An 18,041-nucleotide genomic window follows, 5' to 3' on the forward strand; every position below is an offset into this window, starting at 1 on the left:
CCGGCCACGGCGCCCTCCTCCTCGCCTACACCCTGCTCCTCACGTCCTGGCACGGCACGGTGCTGCCGTACGCGGTGCTGCTCCTGCACGGAGGCTTCTACGCGGCGACGGACGGCGTGCTGATGGCGGCGGCCTCGGACCGCGTGCCGAGCGAACTGCGCTCGTCCGGCCTGGCCGTCGTCCAGACGGGCCAGGCCGTGGCCCGGTTCGCCTGCTCCCTGTGCTTCGGTGCGGCCTGGACGGTGTGGGGCGACCGTACGGCGCTCGCCGCGTCGACGGTGGCGCTGGCAGCGTGCGCGGCCTTCGCCCTGACCCTTCGCCCGACCCAGGAGGCCACCCGATGACGGCCCGGAAGACCCCGACGGCACCACCGNNTGATCCTGCTGGTGGCGGTGGCCGTCCTCGTGGCCGTGGCGGTGGCCTCGGTCCTGCACGCCACGGCGCGGGCGGAACGCCGGAACCAGGCGCAGGCCGGCGGCCCGCGGGTCACACCGGGCGAGGTGGCCCTCACGGACCACGGCCGCATGATCTTCCGCAACATGGCCTGGGGCCCGCACCGCGACGAGGTCACCGCGGTCCCGGCCTCCGACCCCTCCGGCCCGCGCACCGCCTCGGGCGTCAAGTGCCTGCGCTTCTACGCCGCCTCGGGCACCGGGGTGTGTCTGCAGGCGGTGCACGGCCCGGTCTCGGACACCTACCGCGCCCTGATCCTGGACGCGCACCTGAGGACGCGGGCCCGCTACGACGTCCCCGGCATCCCCTCCCGCGCCCGTGTCTCCCCGAGCGGTCACTTCGCGGCATGGACGGCGTTCGTGGGCGGCGACTCGTACGCCGGTACGAACTTCTCGACCCGGGCGGCGATCGTGGACGTACGGACGGGGCGGCTGATCCCGACCCTGGAGTCCTTCCGGATCATCAAGGACGGCCGCCGTTACACGTCCCCCGACGTGAACTTCTGGGGTGTGACCTTCGCGCCGGACGACCGCACCTTCTACGCGACCCTGGCCACCGAGGGCCGGACCTACCTGGTCCGGGGCGATCTGCGCGCGGGGACGCTCACCACGGTGCGGCCCAACGTCGAGTGCCCGTCCCTCTCCCCCGACGGCACACGCATCGCCTTCAAGAAACGGGTCGACGGCCTCCCCAAGGACGCCCCCTGGCGCCTGTACGTCCTGGACCTGCGCACCCTGCGCGAGACACCGCTCGCGGAGACCCGCAGCGTCGACGACCAGGCCGTGTGGAAGGATCCCCGCACCCTGGTGTACTCCCTCCCCGGCGACTACGGAGCCGACCTCTACGAGCTCCCGGCCGACGGCACGGGAACACCACGCCGCATCAGCACGGCGGCGGTGTCCCCGGCGTTCGTCGGCTGAGCCCGGCCTCGTCCCCGCTCCTCGCCAGTGCTGCTGCACCGAGCCAGGGGCGGACGGCCCCCTTGGGCCGACACGGCGTGGGGCCGACGGTCCCCGACCGCCGGCCCCCACGCGCCGCACGAGCGCCGAACCCGCTCCGACCTGCCCCTACAGCACCGGCAGATGCTTCCGCAGCTCGAAGGCGGTCACCTCGGAGCGGTACTCCTCCCACTCCTGCTTCTTGTTGCGCAGGAAGAAGTCGAAGACGTGTTCGCCGAGGGTCTCGGCGACCAGGTCGCTGCTCTCCATCAGGGCCAGGGCCTCGCCGAGGTTCTGCGGGAGGGGGGCGATGCCCATCGCGCGGCGCTCGGCGTTGGACAGCGCCCAGACGTCGTCCTCGGCGCCGGGCGGGAGTTCGTAGCCCTCCTCGATGCCCTTCAGGCCGGCGGCCAGCAGGACGGCGTAGGCCAGGTAGGGGTTCGCGCCGGAGTCGAGCGAGCGGACCTCGACCCGGGCCGAGCCCGTCTTGCCGGGCTTGTACATCGGGACGCGGACCAGGGCCGAGCGGTTGTTGTGGCCCCAGCAGATGTAGCTCGGGGCCTCGCCGCCGGCGCCCGCGGTGCGCTCGGAGCCGCCCCAGATGCGCTTGTAGGAGTTGACCCACTGGTTGGTGACCGCGGAGATCTCGGCGGCGTGCCGCAGCAGGCCCGCGATGAAGGAGCGGCCGACCTTGGAGAGCTGGTACTCGGCGCCGGACTCGTAGAACGCGTTCCGGTCGCCCTCGAAGAGGGAGAGGTGCGAGTGCATGCCGGAGCCGGGGAACTCCGAGAACGGCTTCGGCATGAAGGTCGCCTGGAGGCCCTGCTCCAGCGCCACCTGCTTCATGACCAGGCGGAACGTCATGATGTTGTCCGCCGTGGAGAGGGCGTCGGCGTAGCGCAGGTCGATCTCCTGCTGGCCGGGCGCGCCCTCGTGGTGGGAGAACTCCACCGAGATGCCCATCGACTCCAGCATGGTGATCGCCTGCCGGCGGAAGTCCATGCCGATGTTCTGCGGGGTGTGGTCGAAGTAGCCGGAGTTGTCGGCCGGCGTGGGACGGGTGCCGTCGACCGGGCGGTTCTTCAGCAGGAAGAACTCGATCTCCGGGTGGGTGTAGAAGGTGAAGCCCAGGTCGGAGGTGCGGGCGAGGGCGCGCTTGAGGACGTAGCGGGGGTCGGCGAAGGACGGGGAGCCGTCCGGCATGAGGATGTCGCAGAACATGCGGGCGGTGCCGGGGGCCTCGGCGCGCCAGGGCAGGATCTGGAACGTGGACGGGTCCGGCTTGGCGATCATGTCGGACTCATAGACCCGGGCGAAGCCCTCGATGGCGGAGCCGTCGAAACCGATGCCCTCGTCGAAGGCCTGTTCCAGCTCGGCGGGGGCCACGGCCACGGACTTCAGGAAGCCCAGCACGTCCGTGAACCACAGGCGTACGAACCGGATGTCGCGCTCCTCCAACGTCCGGAGCACGAACTCCTGCTGCTTGTCCATCTTCCGCTTCCCCATCCTTGCTGGTCAGGCCGCCTGTGTCCGTACGTCGTCACGGGAGGCGGTCGGGCACTCGAGCATCACACCACATCACCGTTTCACGCGCGTTGCGCACCTTGATCGCCTGGCCGTCCCCGGCCCGGACGCCCGGCGTACGGCACATGTGCGGGCGCGCCGCTCTGCCGCCCATCTTGCCTGCTCGCACCGGTATCCGTAATGGCCGAACCGCTTCCCGTGTGAACGACTCGTGGAGGAGACGTGAGCGATACCACGCCCGTTTAATTTGCATCCCAGATGCAAGTTTTCTTACGGTTTTGATCAGCCGAACGATCGAGACTTCGAGGAGTTCCACGATGCTGTCCGAGCAGTCAGCTGCCACCGTCCGCGCCACCCTGCCTGCCGTCGGCGCGGCCATCGGCGAGATCACCGAGCGCTTCTACGCCAAGCTGTTCGACGCCCACCCCCAGCTGCTGCGCGACCTGTTCAATCGTGGCAACCAGGCCTCCGGAGCCCAGAAGCAGGCCCTCGCCGGCTCCATAGCCGGCTTCGCCTCGTACCTGGTGAACAACCCCGACCAGCGTCCGGACGTGATGCTCAACCGCATCGCCCACAAGCACGCCTCGCTGGACATCGTCCCGGAGCAGTACCCGATCGTCCACGAGCACCTCTTCGCCGCCATCGCCGAGGTGCTCGGCGACGCGGTCACCCCCGAGGTCGCCGCCGCCTGGACCGAGGTCTACTGGCTGATGGCCAACGCCCTGATCGCCATCGAGAAGCGGCTGTACGCGCAGAGCGAGCAGACCGGCTGGCGCGAGTGGAAGGTCGTCGCACGGACCGACGAGACCTCCGACGTCGCCACCTTCAAGCTGCGCCCCGTCGACGACGGCCCCGTGCCCGGCTACCGCGCCGGCCAGTACGTCTCGGTCGGCGTCCGGCTCGCGGACGGCGCCCGGCAGATCCGCCAGTACAGCCTGACCGCGGCCCCCGGTTCGCCGGAGCGGCAGTTCGCCGTCAAGCGGGTGACCGGGGACGCCACGACCCCCGACGGCGAGGTCTCCAACCACCTGCACGCCCACGTGCGTGAGGGCGACGTCCTCCAGCTGTCCGCCCCGTACGGCGACCTCGTCCTGGAGGACACCGACGCGCCGCTGCTGCTCGCCTCCGCGGGCATCGGCGTCACCCCGATGGTCGCCATGCTGGAGCAGCTCGCCCTCACCGGCCACGGCGCCCCGGTGACCGTGGTGCACGCCGACCGCACCCCCGCCCACCACGCGCTGCGCTCCGACCACGAGGCGTACGCGGGCAAGCTGGCGGACGGGCGGACGGCCTTCTTCTACGAGCAGGACGCAGCGGGCGCCGGGCGGCCCGGCCGCGTCGACCTGGCCGACGTGGACGTCCCGGCCGGCACGCGCGCGTACCTGTGCGGTCCGCTGCCGTTCATGCGGGCGGTGCGCACCCAGCTGATCGAGAAGGGCGTGGCGCCCGCCGACATCCACTACGAGGTCTTCGGCCCGGACCTGTGGCTGGTCCAGGCCGCGGCCTGACGGCGGACGGCACGAAAGGCCGGCCGGAGGCGGTTTCCCACCGCCTCCGGCCGGCCTTTCTCCCGTTCTCGACCAGGAGCCGCCGCCTGTTCCCGGCGAGAGGCGGCTGCCCCGTTCCTCACGGCAAGCCGCCGTCCCGCTCCCGGCGACGGGCCGACGGCTCAGGACGGCCGTCGCGCGCTCGGCAGCCCCAGCAGCAGCGGACCCGTGGGGGCCGCGACCATGTCGGCGACCGTGAGCGGGTCGAGTGCGGCGTAGAACGCCTCCTGGGCCCGGCGCAGGGCGCCGCGCAGGCGGCAGTCGGAGTTCAGGGGGCAGGGCACGCTGCCCTCGCAGTCGGCGACGTCGCCCTCGCCCTCCAGAGCGCGCACGATCCCGCCGACGGACGCGCCGCGGCCGGCCTCGCTGAGGCTCAGTCCGCCGCCCCGGCCGCGGCGGGTCTCGAGCAGCCCGCGGTGCTGGAGTTCGGCGACGACCTTCGCGGCATGCGTGTACGGCACGTTCATGTCCGCAGCGACCTCTCGGGTCGTGGGGGTCGACCCGCCCGCGACGGCGAGCCGCATCAGAACGCGCAACGCCATGTCGGTGGAGCGCAGCAGCCGCATACGGCCAGCGTAGGGTAATACGAATCTGCGCTTCAAGTTTTCTGCGGTCTCCCCACGCCCCACCGGTCCCACTACGATCAGCACACCCGACCGTCCCTTCACCCAGAAGGACTTGCACCCATGGCCTCCGCCAGGACCGGCAAGACAAGCGCCGACGAGCGCAAGGCACATGTGCAGGAACTGCGTCGCGCCGAGCGGACCCGGAAGCGGCGCAACCGGATCATGGCGATCGCGGCGAGCGTGGTGGTCGTGGCGGGCCTCGCCGTCGGCGCTGTGGTGCTCGTCCAGTCGCGCTCCGGGGACGGCACCTCGGCGAGCACCGCGACCGAGGCCAAGGCGGCCCAGGACGGCAAGGGCGGCAAGGGCGGGGCGGGTCACTTCGTCACGGGCCCGGACGGCGTCCGTACGTGGCAGGGCACGCTGGGCCGCACGCACACCACCGCGGCCGTCACGTACCCGATGGAGCCTCCGGTCGGCGGCGACCACAACCCGGTCTGGCAGAACTGCAACGGCGACGTCTACACCAAGCCGGTCAAGAACGTGCACGCCGTGCACTCGCTGGAGCACGGCGCGGTCTGGGTGACGTACAACGACAAGGCGCCCAAGGCCGACGTGGCCGCGCTCGCGGCGAAGGTGCGCAAGACCCCGTACACGCTGATGAGCCCGGTCGAGGACCAGAAGGACCCGATCGTGCTGTCCGCCTGGGGGCACCAGCGCACGGTGACGGGTGCGAGCGACCCGAACGTCGACAAGTTCCTCGCCGAGTTCGTCCAGGGCTCCCAGACACCGGAGCCGGGAGCCGCCTGCACGGGCGGCCTGGGCCAGTGAGACTCGCCGGGCTGGTCGCGGGCGCGGCCGCGACCGCCCTGGTCGCGGCCGGGGCGATCACCTACGCGGTCGCCGAGGACGGCGCGGGCTCCGGCACGAGGCCGGCGACCACACCGTCCGCCGACTCGGCGGACGCCGGTTTCGCCCGGGACATGGCGGTCCATCACCAGCAGGCCGTCGAGATGTCGTACATCGTGCGCGACCGTACGTCCGACGCCGAAGTGCGCCGTCTCGCCTACGACATCGCCCAGACGCAGGCCAACCAGCGCGGCATGCTTTTGGGCTGGCTCGACCTGTGGGGGCTGCCGAAGGTGTCGGCGGCTCCGCCGATGACATGGATGGGCATGGGGGACGCGGCCGCCGGCAAGGACGGCGCGCTGATGCCGGGCATGGCGACCAACGCCCAGATGAAGAAGCTGGGCGAACTCCGCGGCAGGCAGGCCGAGGTCTTCTACCTCCAGCTGATGACGGCCCATCACAAGGGCGGCATCCACATGGCGGAGGGCTGCGTCGCCAAGTGCACGGTGGACGTGGAGAAGAGGCTCGCACAGGGCATGGTGGACGCGCAGCAGTCCGAGATCCGGCTCATGGCCGACATGCTCAAGAAGCGCGGCGCCGCGCCCCGTTCGTGAGGCCCGGCCGACCGAGGACGCGCCACCAGGGACACCGCGGGCGTGGAACCGGGCGCCCGCGAAGGTGACACCTGCCCGCCGCGAACGTGAAACCGCCCGGCCGGCAACCCGACATCAGCCCACCGGAACGTGACACCGACCCACCGGAATCCGGGGAGCAAAGCTCGCGATTCGGTCGTAACTCCCCGCACCTGACGGTTCCTTGGGTTTCTCTTGGCTTGCCCATTCCCCTGGCATGCCCGGTTCATCGGGAAGAGTGGCCCTCGATCGTGTGATCCATTCAGGCGCACGGGCCGAACCGCCGCGGCCCCCGCGCGGATCACACGAGGCCCAACCACTCATTGCGTTACATGCGATCCGCATCGCAGGGGGTTCTATGAGATCCAACCGCGCCACCGTGCGCGCCGGAGTGAGCCTGGCGGCCACGCTGCCCATGCTCACCGGTGCGCTGGTGCTCGGCATACCCGCGGCGCACGCCGCGGACCACTCGGGCCGAGGCGCGCTCGCGGGCACCAAGCCCGCGTGGGCGACGGCCAAGGCGGACAAGGGCGCCACCGCGAACAGCGCCCAGGTCAACGCCCGGGTGTACCTGGCCGGCCGCGACGCCGCCGGCCTCGCCGCCTACGCCAAGGCGGTCGCCGACCCGTCCTCGCCGATGTACGGCAAGTACCTGAACGCCAAGCAGGCGCAGGCTCGCTTCGGCGCGACCAAGGCCCAGGTGGCCGAGGTCAAGTCGTGGCTGAAGTCGGCGGGCCTGAAGGTCACCTCCGTCACCCCGCACTACATCGCGGTCTCGGGTGACGTCGCCGCCGCCGAGAAGGCGTTCGGCACCCAGCTGCACGACTTCGCCAAGGGCTCCAAGACCTACCGTGCGCCGGCCCAGACGGCCTCGGTGCCTCAGGGCCTCAAGGGCGCCGTCCTGACCGTCACCGGCCTGGACAACGCCCCGCACAAGGCGAACCACAAGGACCAGCTGCCGCCGCCGGACGCGGTGTTCAAGAACGCCGGGCCGTTCTCCTCGTACTACGGCTCGAACATCGCGAGCACCCTGCCGTCCGCCTACGGCCAGAAGATCCCGTACGCCGTCCAGGGCTACACGGGCGAGCAGCTGCGCGCCGCCTACGGTGCCGGCACGTACACCGGCAAGGGCGTCCGCATCGCGATCACCGACGCGTACGCCTCGCCGACCATCGCCTTCGACGCGGCGAACTACGCGAAGAAGCAGGGTGACGCGGCCTGGAAGACCGGACAGCTGTCCCAGGTGCTGCCGAAGAACTACACGAAGACCAAGGAGTGCGGGGCCGCGGGCTGGTACGGCGAGGAGACCCTCGACGTCGAGGCCGTGCACGCGGTCGCGCCGGCCGCGAACGTCACGTACGTGGGCGCCGCCTCCTGCTACGACGACGACCTGCTGGACTCGCTCAGCAAGATCGTCGACAACCACCTGGCCGACATCGTCTCCAACTCCTGGGGCGACATCGAGGCCAACCAGACGCCGGACCTGGCCGCCGCCTACGACCAGGTCTTCCAGTTCGGCGCGGTGGAGGGCATCGGCTTCTACTTCTCCTCCGGTGACAACGGCGACGAGGTCGCCAACACCGGCACGAAGCAGGTCGACACCCCGGCCAACTCGGCGTGGGTGACCGCGGTCGGCGGCACCTCGCTGGCCGTCGGCAAGGGCGACAAGTACCTGTGGGAGACCGGCTGGGGCACCGAGAAGGCCACGCTGTCCGCGGACGGCAAGAGCTGGACGGGCTTCCCCGGCTCGTACACCTCGGGTGCGGGCGGCGGCACCAGCAAGACCGTGCCGCAGCCGTACTACCAGCAGGGCGTCGTCCCGAAGGCGCTGGCCACGGCCAACAACGCCGAGGGCAACCGCGTCGTCCCGGACATCGCGGCGATCGCCGACCCGAACACCGGCTTCCTCGTCGGCCAGACGCAGAGCTTCCCGGACGGGTCGCAGCAGTACAGCGAGTACCGCATCGGCGGCACCTCGCTGGCCGCGCCGGTCATCGCGGCCGTGCAGGCCCTCGCCCAGGAGGCCCGCGGCGGCAAGGCGATCGGCTTCGCCAACCCGACCATCTACGCCAAGTACGGCTCGAAGCTGTACCACGACGTGGTGGACCAGCCGACCGGCAAGGACCTGGCCGTCGCGCGGGTCGACTACGTCAACGGCTACGACGCCGCCGATGGTCTGAGCGTCTCCGTCCGCAGCCTCGGCAAGGACAGCTCGCTCAAGGCCGTCAAGGGCTACGACGACGTCACCGGCGTGGGCTCCCCCGCGAACGGCTACGTCGACTCCTACCGTCGCCACTGACGCCTGACCGCTCGCGCTCAGCGCTCGCGCGCCCGCTCCTCCTCGGCGAGGGGCGGGCGCGCGTGTGTGCGCAGCACGGCGTCGGCCACGTCCGCGGGACGGTCGAGCATGAGCAGGTGGCCGGACGGGGTGCTGATGCGGAGGGTGCCGTCCAGCAGGCCGGCGAGGTCCCGCTGCCTCGTGAGCCAGTGCGCCCGCCGCTGTGCGGGGCGGCGCGGGTCGTCCGCTGCGAGCACGGTGACGGGCAGGCCGGACGGCAGGGACCGGCGCCGGCGCAGCTCGGCGAGTGCGACGGCCTGGTCGGTGTAGGTGGCGTTCTCGGCGAGCGCCGCGTACAGCCAGCGGCTGGTGGAGTAGGCGCGCCGGACCGCGTCGTACGGCGCGGGGTCCTGTCCGCCCACCCGGCCCGCCCGGACCGCGGCCCGGCGCAGCGGCGGACCGGCCACACGGGGCAGGCCGGCCGCGCTCACGAGCGTGGCGTACGCGCGCGTGGCGGTGTTCCTGACCGTGCGCGCCCTGCGGGGACGGGGATGCTCCTCCACGCTGGAGTCGACCAGCACGAGCCCGGCGGCACGCCCGGGAAACAGCCGGGCGAAGGCCTCCGCGTGGAACCCGGCCAGCGAGTGCCCCACCACCGTGACGGGCCCGCCGAGACCGAGCGCGTCTAGGACGGCCGCGATGCGCCGCGCCTCCCCGGCGAGCGTCGGCCACTCGCGCGTGTGCCCGCTCAGACCGAGCCCGGGGCGGTCGAAGCGGACGACGGTGCGGTCCGCGACGAGCAGCGGCACCACGGGGTCCCAGTCGAACCAGCACATCCCGAGGCCGGGGCTGAGGACACAGGGCGGTCCGCCGCCGTCGACGACGACGTGGTGGACGACGCCGTCGATGCCGATGAAGGTCATGGCCGCCTCCGCTGGGTTCCCTGAGTGCATCATGGCCGCTCGTCGCGCGTGGTGTGCGCGTGGGACGGCCCACACCCGGTGCCACCCCATCGCGTCGCTCTGACGATTACACTGGGCGCGTGCCTCAACTTCGCCTCGCTCTGAACCAGATCGACTCGCGCGTCGGTGACCTCGCCGGGAACACCGAGGCGATCGTCCGCCGGACCCGGCACTCCGCCGAGCGGGGAGCGCATCTCGTGGCGTTCCCGGAGATGGCGCTGACCGGGTATCCCGTCGAGGACCTGGCCCTCAGGTCGTCCTTCGTGGAGGCGTCCCGGACCGCGCTGCGCGGCCTCGCCGCCCGGCTCGCCGAGGAGGGCCTCGGGGAGCTGCCGGTGCTCGTCGGCTACCTGGATCGCTGCGAGACCGCCCAGCCGAAGTACGGCATGCCGGCCGGCGCGCCGCAGAACGCGGCGGCGGTGCTGCACCGCGGCGAGGTGGTGCTCACGTTCGCCAAGCACCACTTGCCGAACTACGGCGTCTTCGACGAGTTCCGCTACTTCGTGCCCGGCGACACCATGCCGGTCCTGCGCGTGCACGGCATCGACGTCGCGCTCGCCATCTGCGAGGACCTGTGGCAGGACGGCGGCCGCGTCCCGGCCGCCCGCACCGCGCGCGCGGGGCTGCTGCTGTCCGTCAACGCCTCCCCCTACGAGCGCCTGAAGGACGACACCCGTCTGGAGCTGGTCCGCAAGCGGGCGCAGGAGGCCGGCTGCACCACCGCCTACCTGGCCATGACCGGCGGCCAGGACGAGCTGGTCTTCGACGGCGACTCGATCGTCGTGGCCGCCGACGGGGAGGTGATCGCGCGGGCGCCCCAGTTCGGCGAGACCTGCCTGGTGCTGGACCTGGACCTGCCGTCCGCCGCGGCGGACGCCCCGACGGGCGTGGTGGACGACGGACTGCGCATCGACCGCGTGGTGCTGTCCGAAGAACCGCTGCCGGCGTACGAGGCGGAGCTGACCGGCGGGTACGCCGACCGGCTCGACGACGACGAGGAGGTCTACACGGCGCTGGTCGTGGGCCTGCGCGCGTACGTGGCGAAGAACGGCTTCCGTTCCGTGCTCATCGGCCTGTCCGGTGGCATCGACTCCTCCCTCGTCGCGGCGATCGCCTGCGACGCGGTGGGTCCGGAGAACGTGTACGGCATCTCCATGCCGTCGAAGTACTCCTCGGAGCACTCCAAGGACGACGCGGCGGAGCTGGCCCGGCGCACCGGCCTGAACTTCCGCACGATTCCCATCGCGCCGATGTTCGGCGCGTACATGGACTCGCTGGGCCTGACCGGTCTGGCGGAGGAGAACCTGCAGTCCCGGCTGCGTGGCACGCTGCTGATGGCGGTCTCCAACCAGGAGGGCCACATCGTCCTCGCCCCTGGCAACAAGTCGGAGCTGGCGGTGGGCTACTCGACGCTGTACGGCGACTCGGTGGGCGCGTACGGCCCGATCAAGGACCTGTACAAGACGTCGGTCTTCCGTCTGTCCCACTGGCGCAACCGGGCGGCGGCCGAGCGTGGTGAGACGCCGCCGATCCCGGAGAACTCCATCACCAAGCCGCCGAGCGCGGAGCTGCGCCCGGGCCAGGTGGACACGGACTCGCTGCCGGACTACCCGGTGCTGGACGCGATCCTCGACCTCTACGTCGACCACGACAAGGGCGCTGACGAGATCGTCGCCGCCGGCTACGACCGCGAGCTGGTGGTGAAGACGCTGCGCATGGTGGACACGGCTGAGTACAAGCGCCGCCAGTACCCGCCGGGCACCAAGATCTCGGCGAAGGGCTTCGGCAAGGATCGCAGGCTGCCGATCACCAACGGCTGGCGCGAGAAGGCGTAGCGGGAAGCCCCGCACGGGACAGCCCCGCCGACGGGGGAAGATCGGCGGGGCTGTCCTCGGTGTTACCGCAGTGGTCTGAGTGCCAGGGCCTGTCCGGCGGGCCCTGGTTCTCTCGTTCGGATCATGCCGGGCTCGCGGGGTCCGGCCCGATCCGAGCGAAAGACCCTAGTGGACGGAGTGCTCCTCCAGCGGGAACGTTCCGCCGACGACGTCCTCCGCGAACGCCTTCGCCGCGTCGCCCATCACCTCGCGCAGGTTCGCGTACTGCTTGACGAACTTCGGCACGCGCCCGCCGGTCAGACCGAGCATGTCGGTCCACACCAGGACCTGCGCATCCGTCTCCGGGCCGGCGCCGATGCCGACCGTCGGGATGTGCAGCACCCGCGTCACCTCGGCCGCCAGCTCCGCCGGGACCAGCTCCAGCACGACGGCGAACGCGCCCGCGTCCTGGACGGACTTCGCGTCCCGCAGCAGCTGCTGGGCCGCCTCCTCGCCGCGGCCCTGGACGCGGTAGCCCATGGCGTTGACGGACTGGGGGGTCAGTCCGATGTGGGCCATGACCGGGATGCCGGACTCGACCAGCAGCCGGATCTGCTCGTGCGAGCGCTCGCCGCCCTCCAGCTTCACGGCGCCGACGCCCGCCTCCTTCACCAGCCGGGTGGCCGAGCGCAGCGCCTGCACCGGGCCCTCCTGGTAGGACCCGAAGGGGAGGTCGCCGACGATCAGGGCACGCTTGGTGCCGCGGACCACGGCGGCGGAGAGCATGGTCATCTCGTCGAGGGTGACGGGCACCGTCGTCTCGTACCCGAGGTGGCAGTTGCCCGCCGAGTCGCCGACCAGCATCACCGGGATGCCGGCCTCGTCGAAGACGGACGCGGTCATCGCGTCGTAGGCGGTGAGCATGGGCCACTTCTCGCCGCGTTCCTTGGCGAGAGCGATGTCGCGGACGGTGATGCGGCGAGTGCCCTTGCCCCCGTACAGCGCCTTGCTGCCGTCGGAGGGCTTCGTCTGGGCAGCCGAAAGCTGCGTCATTGCAACGGCTCCTTCAGTCATCTCGAGGCGCCCTGACGGCGTCCCCGGACTCCCCTCCATGGTGGCACCTCGTGTCGGCCGGGGCCAGAGGGCGCCCGTGTGCGCAAGATCTCGACACCGGCCCTTCGGCCGCCTGCCAAGGGCCCCGTGCGTAAGATCTGGGTAAAACCTTTCCGATACGAGACGGTCTCGTATCGGAAAGGACCTAGGCTCGACGCCATGACTACTCCTGCCGTTCCCGCCTCCCGGGTTCCGGAAGCGGTGCACCGCCGCCGCTGGGCGATCCTCGGCGTTCTCATGCTGAGCCTGCTGATAGTGGTGCTCGACAACTCGATCCTCAACGTCGCCATCAAGACGATCTCGACCCCGGCACCCACCGGCCTGGGTGCCACGCAGAGCGAGCTGGAGTGGGCGATCAACGCCTACACGCTGGTCTTCGCCGGACTGCTGTTCACCTCCGGCCTGATCGGCGACCGGGTGGGCCGCAAGAAGGTGCTGCTCGGCGGCCTCGTCGTGTTCGGCATCGGCTCCGCGCTGGCCGCCGAGTCCGGCTCGCCGGGCCAGCTCATCGCCTACCGCGCCCTGATGGCCCTCGGTGCCGCGTTCGTCATGCCGGCCACGCTCGCCGTGCTCATGAACGTCTTCGAGCGCGAGGAGCAGCCCAAGGCCATCGGCATCTGGGCCGGCGGCGTCGGCCTCGCCATCGCCATCGGACCGATCACCGGCGGTCTGCTCCTGGACCACTTCTGGTGGGGCTCGGTCTTCCTCATCAACGTGCCCATCGTGATCGCCGCCCTCGTGCTGATGGTGTGGCTGGTGCCCGACTCGCGCGACCCGCGCCCCGGCCGCCTCGACCCCGTCGGTGTCGTGCTGTCCGTGGTCGGCCTGGTCCTGCTCGTCTACGGCATCATCAAGGGCGGCGAGCTCGCCGACTTCACCAACGGGACCGTGCTCGCGACCATCGCGGCCGGAGTGGTCGTCCTCACCGCCTTCGTCGTGTTCGAGAAGCGCAGCGACCACCCGTCGCTGGACGTGACCTACTTCAAGAACAAGGTCTTCTCGGCCGCCATGGCCGCCATCGCCCTGGTCTTCTTCGCCCTGATGGGCGTGACGTTCTTCTCGGTCTTCTACACCCAGAGCGTGCGCGGCTACTCCCCGCTGGAGTCCGGTCTGCTCATGATCCCGCTGGCCGCCGCGCAGATGATCTTCGCGCCGCGCGCCCGGCTGGTCGTCGACCGGTTCGGCTACAAGGCGACCACCACGGCCGGTCTGGTCGTACTGGCCGGCATGCTGGCCGCCTTCGCCGGTTTCGAGGCGGACACGCCGATCTGGGTGCTGGAGGTCGTCTTCTTCCTCATGGGCGCCGGCATGGCGCACATCATGACGCCGACCAGCGTGGTCATCATGCAGGCCCTGCCCCGCGAGAAGGCGGGTTCGGCCTCCGCGCTGAGCAACACCTTCCGCCAGGTCGGCGGCGCCCTCGGCATCGCCGTCCTCGGCTCGGTCCTCTCCACGACGTACCGCAACGACATCGAGGGCAAGCTCGGGATGCTCCCGGCCGGTCTGCGGGACACGGCGGGCGAGTCCATCGAGGCCACTCTCGGCGTCGCCTCGAAGCTCGGCCCGCGCGGCAAGGCCCTGGTGGACCCGGCCAACGACGCCTTCCTGCACGCCATGCACGTCACCGCGCTGTGCGGGACCGTGGTCGCGGTGATCGGCGCGGTCGTGGTGGCCGTCTTCCTGCCGGGCAAGACGTCGACGCCGCAGACGGACGAGGAGGAGCCGCAGCTGGTGGCCGCGGTGGAGTAGCCGGGCGACGGCGGGACCGCGGCGGAGTCGGGGGACGGCGGAGCCGAGTGGTCGACGGGGGCGGAGGTCCGGCGGTGCGCAAGCGCCGCCGGACACCGGGTAGGACAATCTCCCGGTACGACGAAAGGACGTCTCAAGTGAGCCTTGCCCACAGCCAGGCCGCTCCCGCTCCCGAGGCCCCCGCGCGGGGACGCCCCCGGAGCGAGGCGGTGGAACATGCCATCGTCGAGGGCGTGATGAAGCTCCTGGAGGACGGCGTGCCGCTCGCCGAGCTCTCCATCGAGCGCATCGCCCGTACGGCGGGCGTCGGCAAGGCCACCATCTACCGCCGCTGGCGCGGCAAGGAGGAGCTCTTCGTCGACGTCGTGCGCGCGGCCGAGCCGGCCGACCCCGACCTGCCCGGCACGTCCATGCGCGACGACCTCGTGGCCCTCCTGGAGCAGCTGCGCCGGCGGGGACTGGTGAGCCGCTCGTCGGCGATCCTGCACAACGTCTACGCCCAGATGAAGAGCAGCCCGAAGATCTGGTGCGCCTACCACGCCACCGTCGTCGAGCCGCGGCGCAGACTCCAGCGCGAGATCCTGCGGCGCGGGCAGCAGAGCGGCGAGCTGCGCTCGGACATCGACGTCGACCTGCTCAACGACATCTTCGTCGGCCCCATGCTGGTGCGCAGTGTGATGCGCCCCGACGCCGACCTGCCCAAGGGGCTGTCGGAGCAGATAGTGGACACGGTGCTGGAAGGGCTACGGCCCGTCAGTTCCCGGTCCTGATGTGCGCGTTTCGTCACAGACCACGCTTCCGGCGCCGTAATCGGAACTCCGCCCGCCGACTTGTTCGTCCTCGTGCCTGTACGGCCGTCGCAGGACGGCGGAACGGAGCCGATCATCCCCTAGGGTCGTAACCCACGGGGGAACGGTGTGCACGGCAGGCAGTGAGGCGACGGTATGGCGCAGCAGGCGTACATGACGGAGACGGGCAGCGGTGGCTCGGGGCCCGAGCCCCGGGGGGACCGGCTTCGGCGCCTGGTGAACCGCTTCTTCGGCGGCCGGCGCGGCGATGCGCGGATCTGGCGCCGCGGCGTCGTGCTCGCGGCGGTCGCGGTGGTTCTCGCCCTGGTGATGCTGATGCACTCACGCATCCCCAACCGCGTCGGCAACCTCGGCAGCCTCACCGAGACCTTCCTGCCGTGGCTGGGTCTGCTGGTCCCGGTGCTGCTGGTACTGGCGCTGGTGCGCAGGTCGGCCACCGCGCTGATCGCGGTGCTGCTGCCCGCGATCGTCTGGCTGAACCTGTTCGGCGGCCTGCTCACCGCCAAGACCGGCGGTGGCGGCGATCTGACGGTGGCCACGCACAACGTCAACGCCGACAACCCCGACCCGTCCGGCACCGCCCGCGAGGTGGCCGCGTCCGGCGCGGACGTGCTCGCCCTGGAGGAGGTCAAGGCGTCGGCGATGCCGGTGTACGAGAGCACGCTGGCGTCGACGTACAAATACCACACGGTGCAGGGCACGGTGGGGCTGTGGAGCAAGTACCCGCTCAGCGGGGTGCGGCCGGTGGACATCAGGCTGGGCTGGACGCGGGCCATGCGCGCGACCGTGGCCACGCCCGAGGGACCGGTCGCGGTGTACGTCGCCCACATGCCCTCGGTGCGGGTGAAGATGAACGCCGGGTTCACCGCCGCCCAGCGCGACCAGAGCGCGGACGCGCTCGGCGAGGCGATCGCCGCCGAGCGGCAGCCGAAGGTGATCCTGCTCGGTGACCTGAACGGCACGATGAACGACCGCTCGCTCAACGCCGTCACCTCCCAGATGCGTTCCACCCAGGGCGCGGTGGGCGACGGCTTCGGGTTCAGCTGGCCGGCGTCGTTCCCGATGGCGCGGATCGACCAGATCATGGTCAGGGGCGTGGAGCCGGTGAGTTCCTGGACTCTCCCGCGCACCGACAGCGACCACCTTCCGGTGGCGGCGCGTGTGAATGTCACCACATCGGCAACCGGCTCGTAACCTGCCGGAATACTCGGCCTGAGAGACTTTGTTCCGCAGCTGAACATAGCAAGTCGCACGCTGTACGGAACTCACCCTCGAAAGGCCCTTCATGCCCCTGGCCCTGCTCGCACTGGCCGTCGGCGCTTTCGGTATCGGCACGACCGAGTTCGTGATGATGGGCCTGCTGCCCGACGTCGCGGACGACCTGCACATCTCGATCCCCACCGCCGGGCACCTGGTCTCGGCGTACGCGCTGGGCGTCGTCATCGGCGCCCCGCTGCTGGCCGCGCTCACCTCGCGGCTGGCCCGCCGGCACGTCCTGATCGGCCTGATGGCCCTGTTCGTGGCCGGCAACGCGCTGTCCGCACTCGCCCCCGGCTACGACTCCCTCCTGGCCGCCCGGTTCCTCAGCGGCCTGCCGCACGGTGCCTTCTTCGGCGTGGGCGCGGTGGTCGCGACCAGCCTGGTGCCGCCGGAGCGCAAGGCCCGCTCGGTGTCCCTGATGTTCCTCGGCCTGACCGTGGCCAACGTCGCCGGCGTCCCGGTCGCCACCCTGATGGGCCAGCACCTGGGGTGGCGGGCGACCTTCCTGGCGGTGAGCGTCATCGGCGTGGCCGCCATCGCCTCGCTGGCCCTGCTCGTCCCCCGGCACCACACCCCCGGACACGGCCACGCCCCGGCCACCGGCCTGCGCGGCGAACTGGCCGCGCTGCGCTCGCTCCCCGTCTGGCTGGCCCTGCTGACGACGGTGGCGGGCTTCGGCGCCCTGTTCGCCGCCTACAGCTACATCACCCCGATGCTCACCGAATCCGCCGGCTACGCCGAGTCCAGCGTGACGATGCTGCTGGCGCTGTTCGGCGTGGGCGCAACCGCGGGCAACCTGCTCGGCGGCCGCCTGGCCGACCACTCCATGCGGGGCGCCCTGTTCGGCGGTCTGGCTTCCCTGGCGGCGGTGCTCGTCCTCTTCCCGCTGCTGATGCGGGCCGAGTGGAGCGCGGCCCTGGGGGTGACCCTCCTCGGCATGGCCGCCTTCGTCACCGGATCACCGCTGCAGCTCATGGTCATGGAGAAGGCGTCGGCGGCCCCGTCCCTCGCCTCCTCCGCCAACCAGGCGGCCTTCAACCTGGCCAACGCGGGCGGCGCCTGGATCGGCGGCCTGTCCCTGGCCGCCGGCTTCGGAGCGACGTCCCCGGCCCTCGCCGGCGCCGCCCTGGCCGTCCTCGGCCTCGTGGTCGCGACCGCCGCGTACACGGTGGACCGCCGCCGCGCGGCGATCACCGCCCACCCGGGCCGCGTGGTCGCGAGCCACGTACCGGAGACGGCGGAGGCACTGCGCCACTGAGCCGAGCCGGCACCCGCCGTGGCAATCCCCACCGGGCGGCCCACGCCCAGGAGGGGATGCCATGAGGTGGCTGCGCCCCCCGTGCCGCCCCAGCGGCACGACCGCCCGCAGCTACGCGGACAGCCGGGCGAATCCGCACCCGCAAGACGGCGGGAGCGGGTCGTGGGGGTGCGTCACAGCCCGCCCGCCCCGTTCTGCGGTCTCTCCTCGTCCAGCCGTATCGACTCCGGGCCGTATGCCCGTGTGCGGCGGGCTGGACGCATCCCCACGGCCCCGACCCACCCACAAACGG

The 18,041-nt window shown here is 71.4% G+C and carries 14 protein-coding genes and 1 pseudogene; 11 read left to right on the top strand and 4 right to left on the bottom strand.

Features of this window, described 5'->3' with window-relative positions:
• Together BZY54_RS42565 and BZY54_RS42570 are read left to right on the top strand one after the other, a co-directional pair.
• Positions 1-344, top strand: a pseudogene (locus BZY54_RS42565) (MFS transporter); the annotation flags it as partial.
• A 48-nt stretch (positions 345-392) separates the two neighbouring features.
• The gene (locus tag BZY54_RS42570) at positions 393-1,373 is read left to right on the top strand and encodes a TolB family protein (RefSeq protein WP_208640936.1); all 981 of its coding nucleotides are present in this window, start codon (positions 393-395) and stop codon (positions 1,371-1,373) included.
• 147 nt (positions 1,374-1,520) lie between these two features.
• On the opposite strand, the gene glnA is transcribed toward BZY54_RS42570, so the two are convergent.
• Complete coding sequence (glnA, locus tag BZY54_RS42575) at positions 1,521-2,882, bottom strand: type I glutamate--ammonia ligase (protein ID WP_086730729.1); 1,362 nt, start codon at positions 2,880-2,882, stop codon at positions 1,521-1,523.
• Positions 2,883-3,232: 350 nt separating this feature from the next.
• Between glnA and BZY54_RS42580 the strand changes: the two genes are divergently transcribed.
• Entirely contained in the window at positions 3,233-4,423 is a 1,191-nt protein-coding gene (locus BZY54_RS42580) for a globin domain-containing protein (RefSeq protein WP_086730730.1), read from the top strand.
• Positions 4,424-4,584: 161 nt separating this feature from the next.
• Here the strand turns inward: BZY54_RS42580 and BZY54_RS42585 are convergent, their stop codons facing one another.
• Positions 4,585-5,028 carry an RrF2 family transcriptional regulator gene (locus tag BZY54_RS42585; RefSeq protein WP_086730731.1) on the bottom strand — a complete coding sequence of 148 codons (444 nt, stop codon included), beginning with the start codon at positions 5,026-5,028 and terminating at the stop codon, positions 4,585-4,587.
• A gap of 120 nt (positions 5,029-5,148) precedes the next feature.
• On the opposite strand from BZY54_RS42585, the gene BZY54_RS42590 reads away from it, so the two are divergent.
• The 3 genes from BZY54_RS42590 (at position 5,149) to BZY54_RS42600 (ending at position 8,805) form a co-directional block, all read left to right on the top strand.
• Positions 5,149-5,856: a DUF3105 domain-containing protein gene (locus BZY54_RS42590; RefSeq protein WP_086730732.1), complete on the top strand. Its 708-nt coding sequence runs from the start codon at positions 5,149-5,151 to the stop codon at positions 5,854-5,856.
• Positions 5,853-6,488: a DUF305 domain-containing protein gene (locus BZY54_RS42595; RefSeq protein ID WP_086730733.1), complete on the top strand. Its 636-nt coding sequence runs from the start codon at positions 5,853-5,855 to the stop codon at positions 6,486-6,488. Before BZY54_RS42590 ends, BZY54_RS42595 begins: the two co-directional genes overlap by 4 nt.
• A gap of 376 nt (positions 6,489-6,864) precedes the next feature.
• Complete coding sequence (locus BZY54_RS42600) at positions 6,865-8,805, top strand: S53 family peptidase (RefSeq protein ID WP_086730734.1); 1,941 nt, start codon at positions 6,865-6,867, stop codon at positions 8,803-8,805.
• A 17-nt stretch (positions 8,806-8,822) separates the two neighbouring features.
• Here BZY54_RS42600 and BZY54_RS42605 read toward each other — a convergent pair whose 3' ends face one another.
• Positions 8,823-9,707, bottom strand: a complete 885-nt coding sequence (locus tag BZY54_RS42605; RefSeq protein WP_086730735.1) for an alpha/beta hydrolase — start codon at positions 9,705-9,707, stop codon at positions 8,823-8,825.
• Between the two features lie 119 nt (positions 9,708-9,826).
• On the opposite strand from BZY54_RS42605, the gene BZY54_RS42610 reads away from it, so the two are divergent.
• On the top strand, positions 9,827-11,581 hold the full coding sequence (locus BZY54_RS42610) for an NAD+ synthase (protein WP_086730736.1): 1,755 nt from the start codon (positions 9,827-9,829) through the stop codon (positions 11,579-11,581).
• Positions 11,582-11,746: 165 nt separating this feature from the next.
• Here the strand turns inward: BZY54_RS42610 and panB are convergent, their stop codons facing one another.
• Positions 11,747-12,613 carry a 3-methyl-2-oxobutanoate hydroxymethyltransferase gene (gene panB, locus BZY54_RS42615; protein WP_086730737.1) on the bottom strand — a complete coding sequence of 289 codons (867 nt, stop codon included), beginning with the start codon at positions 12,611-12,613 and terminating at the stop codon, positions 11,747-11,749.
• 219 nt (positions 12,614-12,832) lie between these two features.
• Between panB and BZY54_RS42620 the strand changes: the two genes are divergently transcribed.
• From BZY54_RS42620 to BZY54_RS42635, 4 genes are all read left to right on the top strand, one after another.
• Positions 12,833-14,422 carry an MFS transporter gene (locus tag BZY54_RS42620; RefSeq protein WP_208640935.1) on the top strand — a complete coding sequence of 530 codons (1,590 nt, stop codon included), beginning with the start codon at positions 12,833-12,835 and terminating at the stop codon, positions 14,420-14,422.
• 137 nt (positions 14,423-14,559) lie between these two features.
• The gene (locus BZY54_RS42625; RefSeq protein WP_086730739.1) at positions 14,560-15,192 is read left to right on the top strand and encodes a TetR/AcrR family transcriptional regulator; all 633 of its coding nucleotides are present in this window, start codon (positions 14,560-14,562) and stop codon (positions 15,190-15,192) included.
• Between the two features lie 174 nt (positions 15,193-15,366).
• Positions 15,367-16,425, top strand: coding sequence for an endonuclease/exonuclease/phosphatase family protein (locus BZY54_RS42630; protein ID WP_086730740.1), 1,059 nt, complete (start codon positions 15,367-15,369; stop codon positions 16,423-16,425).
• 91 nt (positions 16,426-16,516) lie between these two features.
• Entirely contained in the window at positions 16,517-17,749 is a 1,233-nt protein-coding gene (locus tag BZY54_RS42635; RefSeq protein ID WP_086730741.1) for an MFS transporter, read from the top strand.
• The last annotated feature ends 292 nt before the right edge of the window (positions 17,750-18,041 follow it).

Origin of the sequence: Streptomyces carpinensis (genome assembly GCF_002154505.1) — a bacterium.
Classification (GTDB): domain Bacteria; phylum Actinomycetota; class Actinomycetes; order Streptomycetales; family Streptomycetaceae; genus Streptomyces; species Streptomyces carpinensis.

Coding starts and splice junctions, on each gene's coding strand:
- BZY54_RS42605 (WP_086730735.1), bottom strand. CDS start 9,707: ATGACCTTCATCGGCATCGACGGCGTCGTCCACCACGTCGTCGTCGAC.
- BZY54_RS42590 (WP_086730732.1), top strand. CDS start 5,149: ATGGCCTCCGCCAGGACCGGCAAGACAAGCGCCGACGAGCGCAAGGCA.
- BZY54_RS42585 (WP_086730731.1), bottom strand. CDS start 5,028: ATGCGGCTGCTGCGCTCCACCGACATGGCGTTGCGCGTTCTGATGCGG.
- BZY54_RS42630 (WP_086730740.1), top strand. CDS start 15,367: ATGGCGCAGCAGGCGTACATGACGGAGACGGGCAGCGGTGGCTCGGGG.
- panB (WP_086730737.1), bottom strand. CDS start 12,613: ATGACGCAGCTTTCGGCTGCCCAGACGAAGCCCTCCGACGGCAGCAAG.
- BZY54_RS42635 (WP_086730741.1), top strand. CDS start 16,517: ATGCCCCTGGCCCTGCTCGCACTGGCCGTCGGCGCTTTCGGTATCGGC.
- BZY54_RS42580 (WP_086730730.1), top strand. CDS start 3,233: ATGCTGTCCGAGCAGTCAGCTGCCACCGTCCGCGCCACCCTGCCTGCC.
- BZY54_RS42620 (WP_208640935.1), top strand. CDS start 12,833: ATGACTACTCCTGCCGTTCCCGCCTCCCGGGTTCCGGAAGCGGTGCAC.
- glnA (WP_086730729.1), bottom strand. CDS start 2,882: ATGGACAAGCAGCAGGAGTTCGTGCTCCGGACGTTGGAGGAGCGCGAC.
- BZY54_RS42600 (WP_086730734.1), top strand. CDS start 6,865: ATGAGATCCAACCGCGCCACCGTGCGCGCCGGAGTGAGCCTGGCGGCC.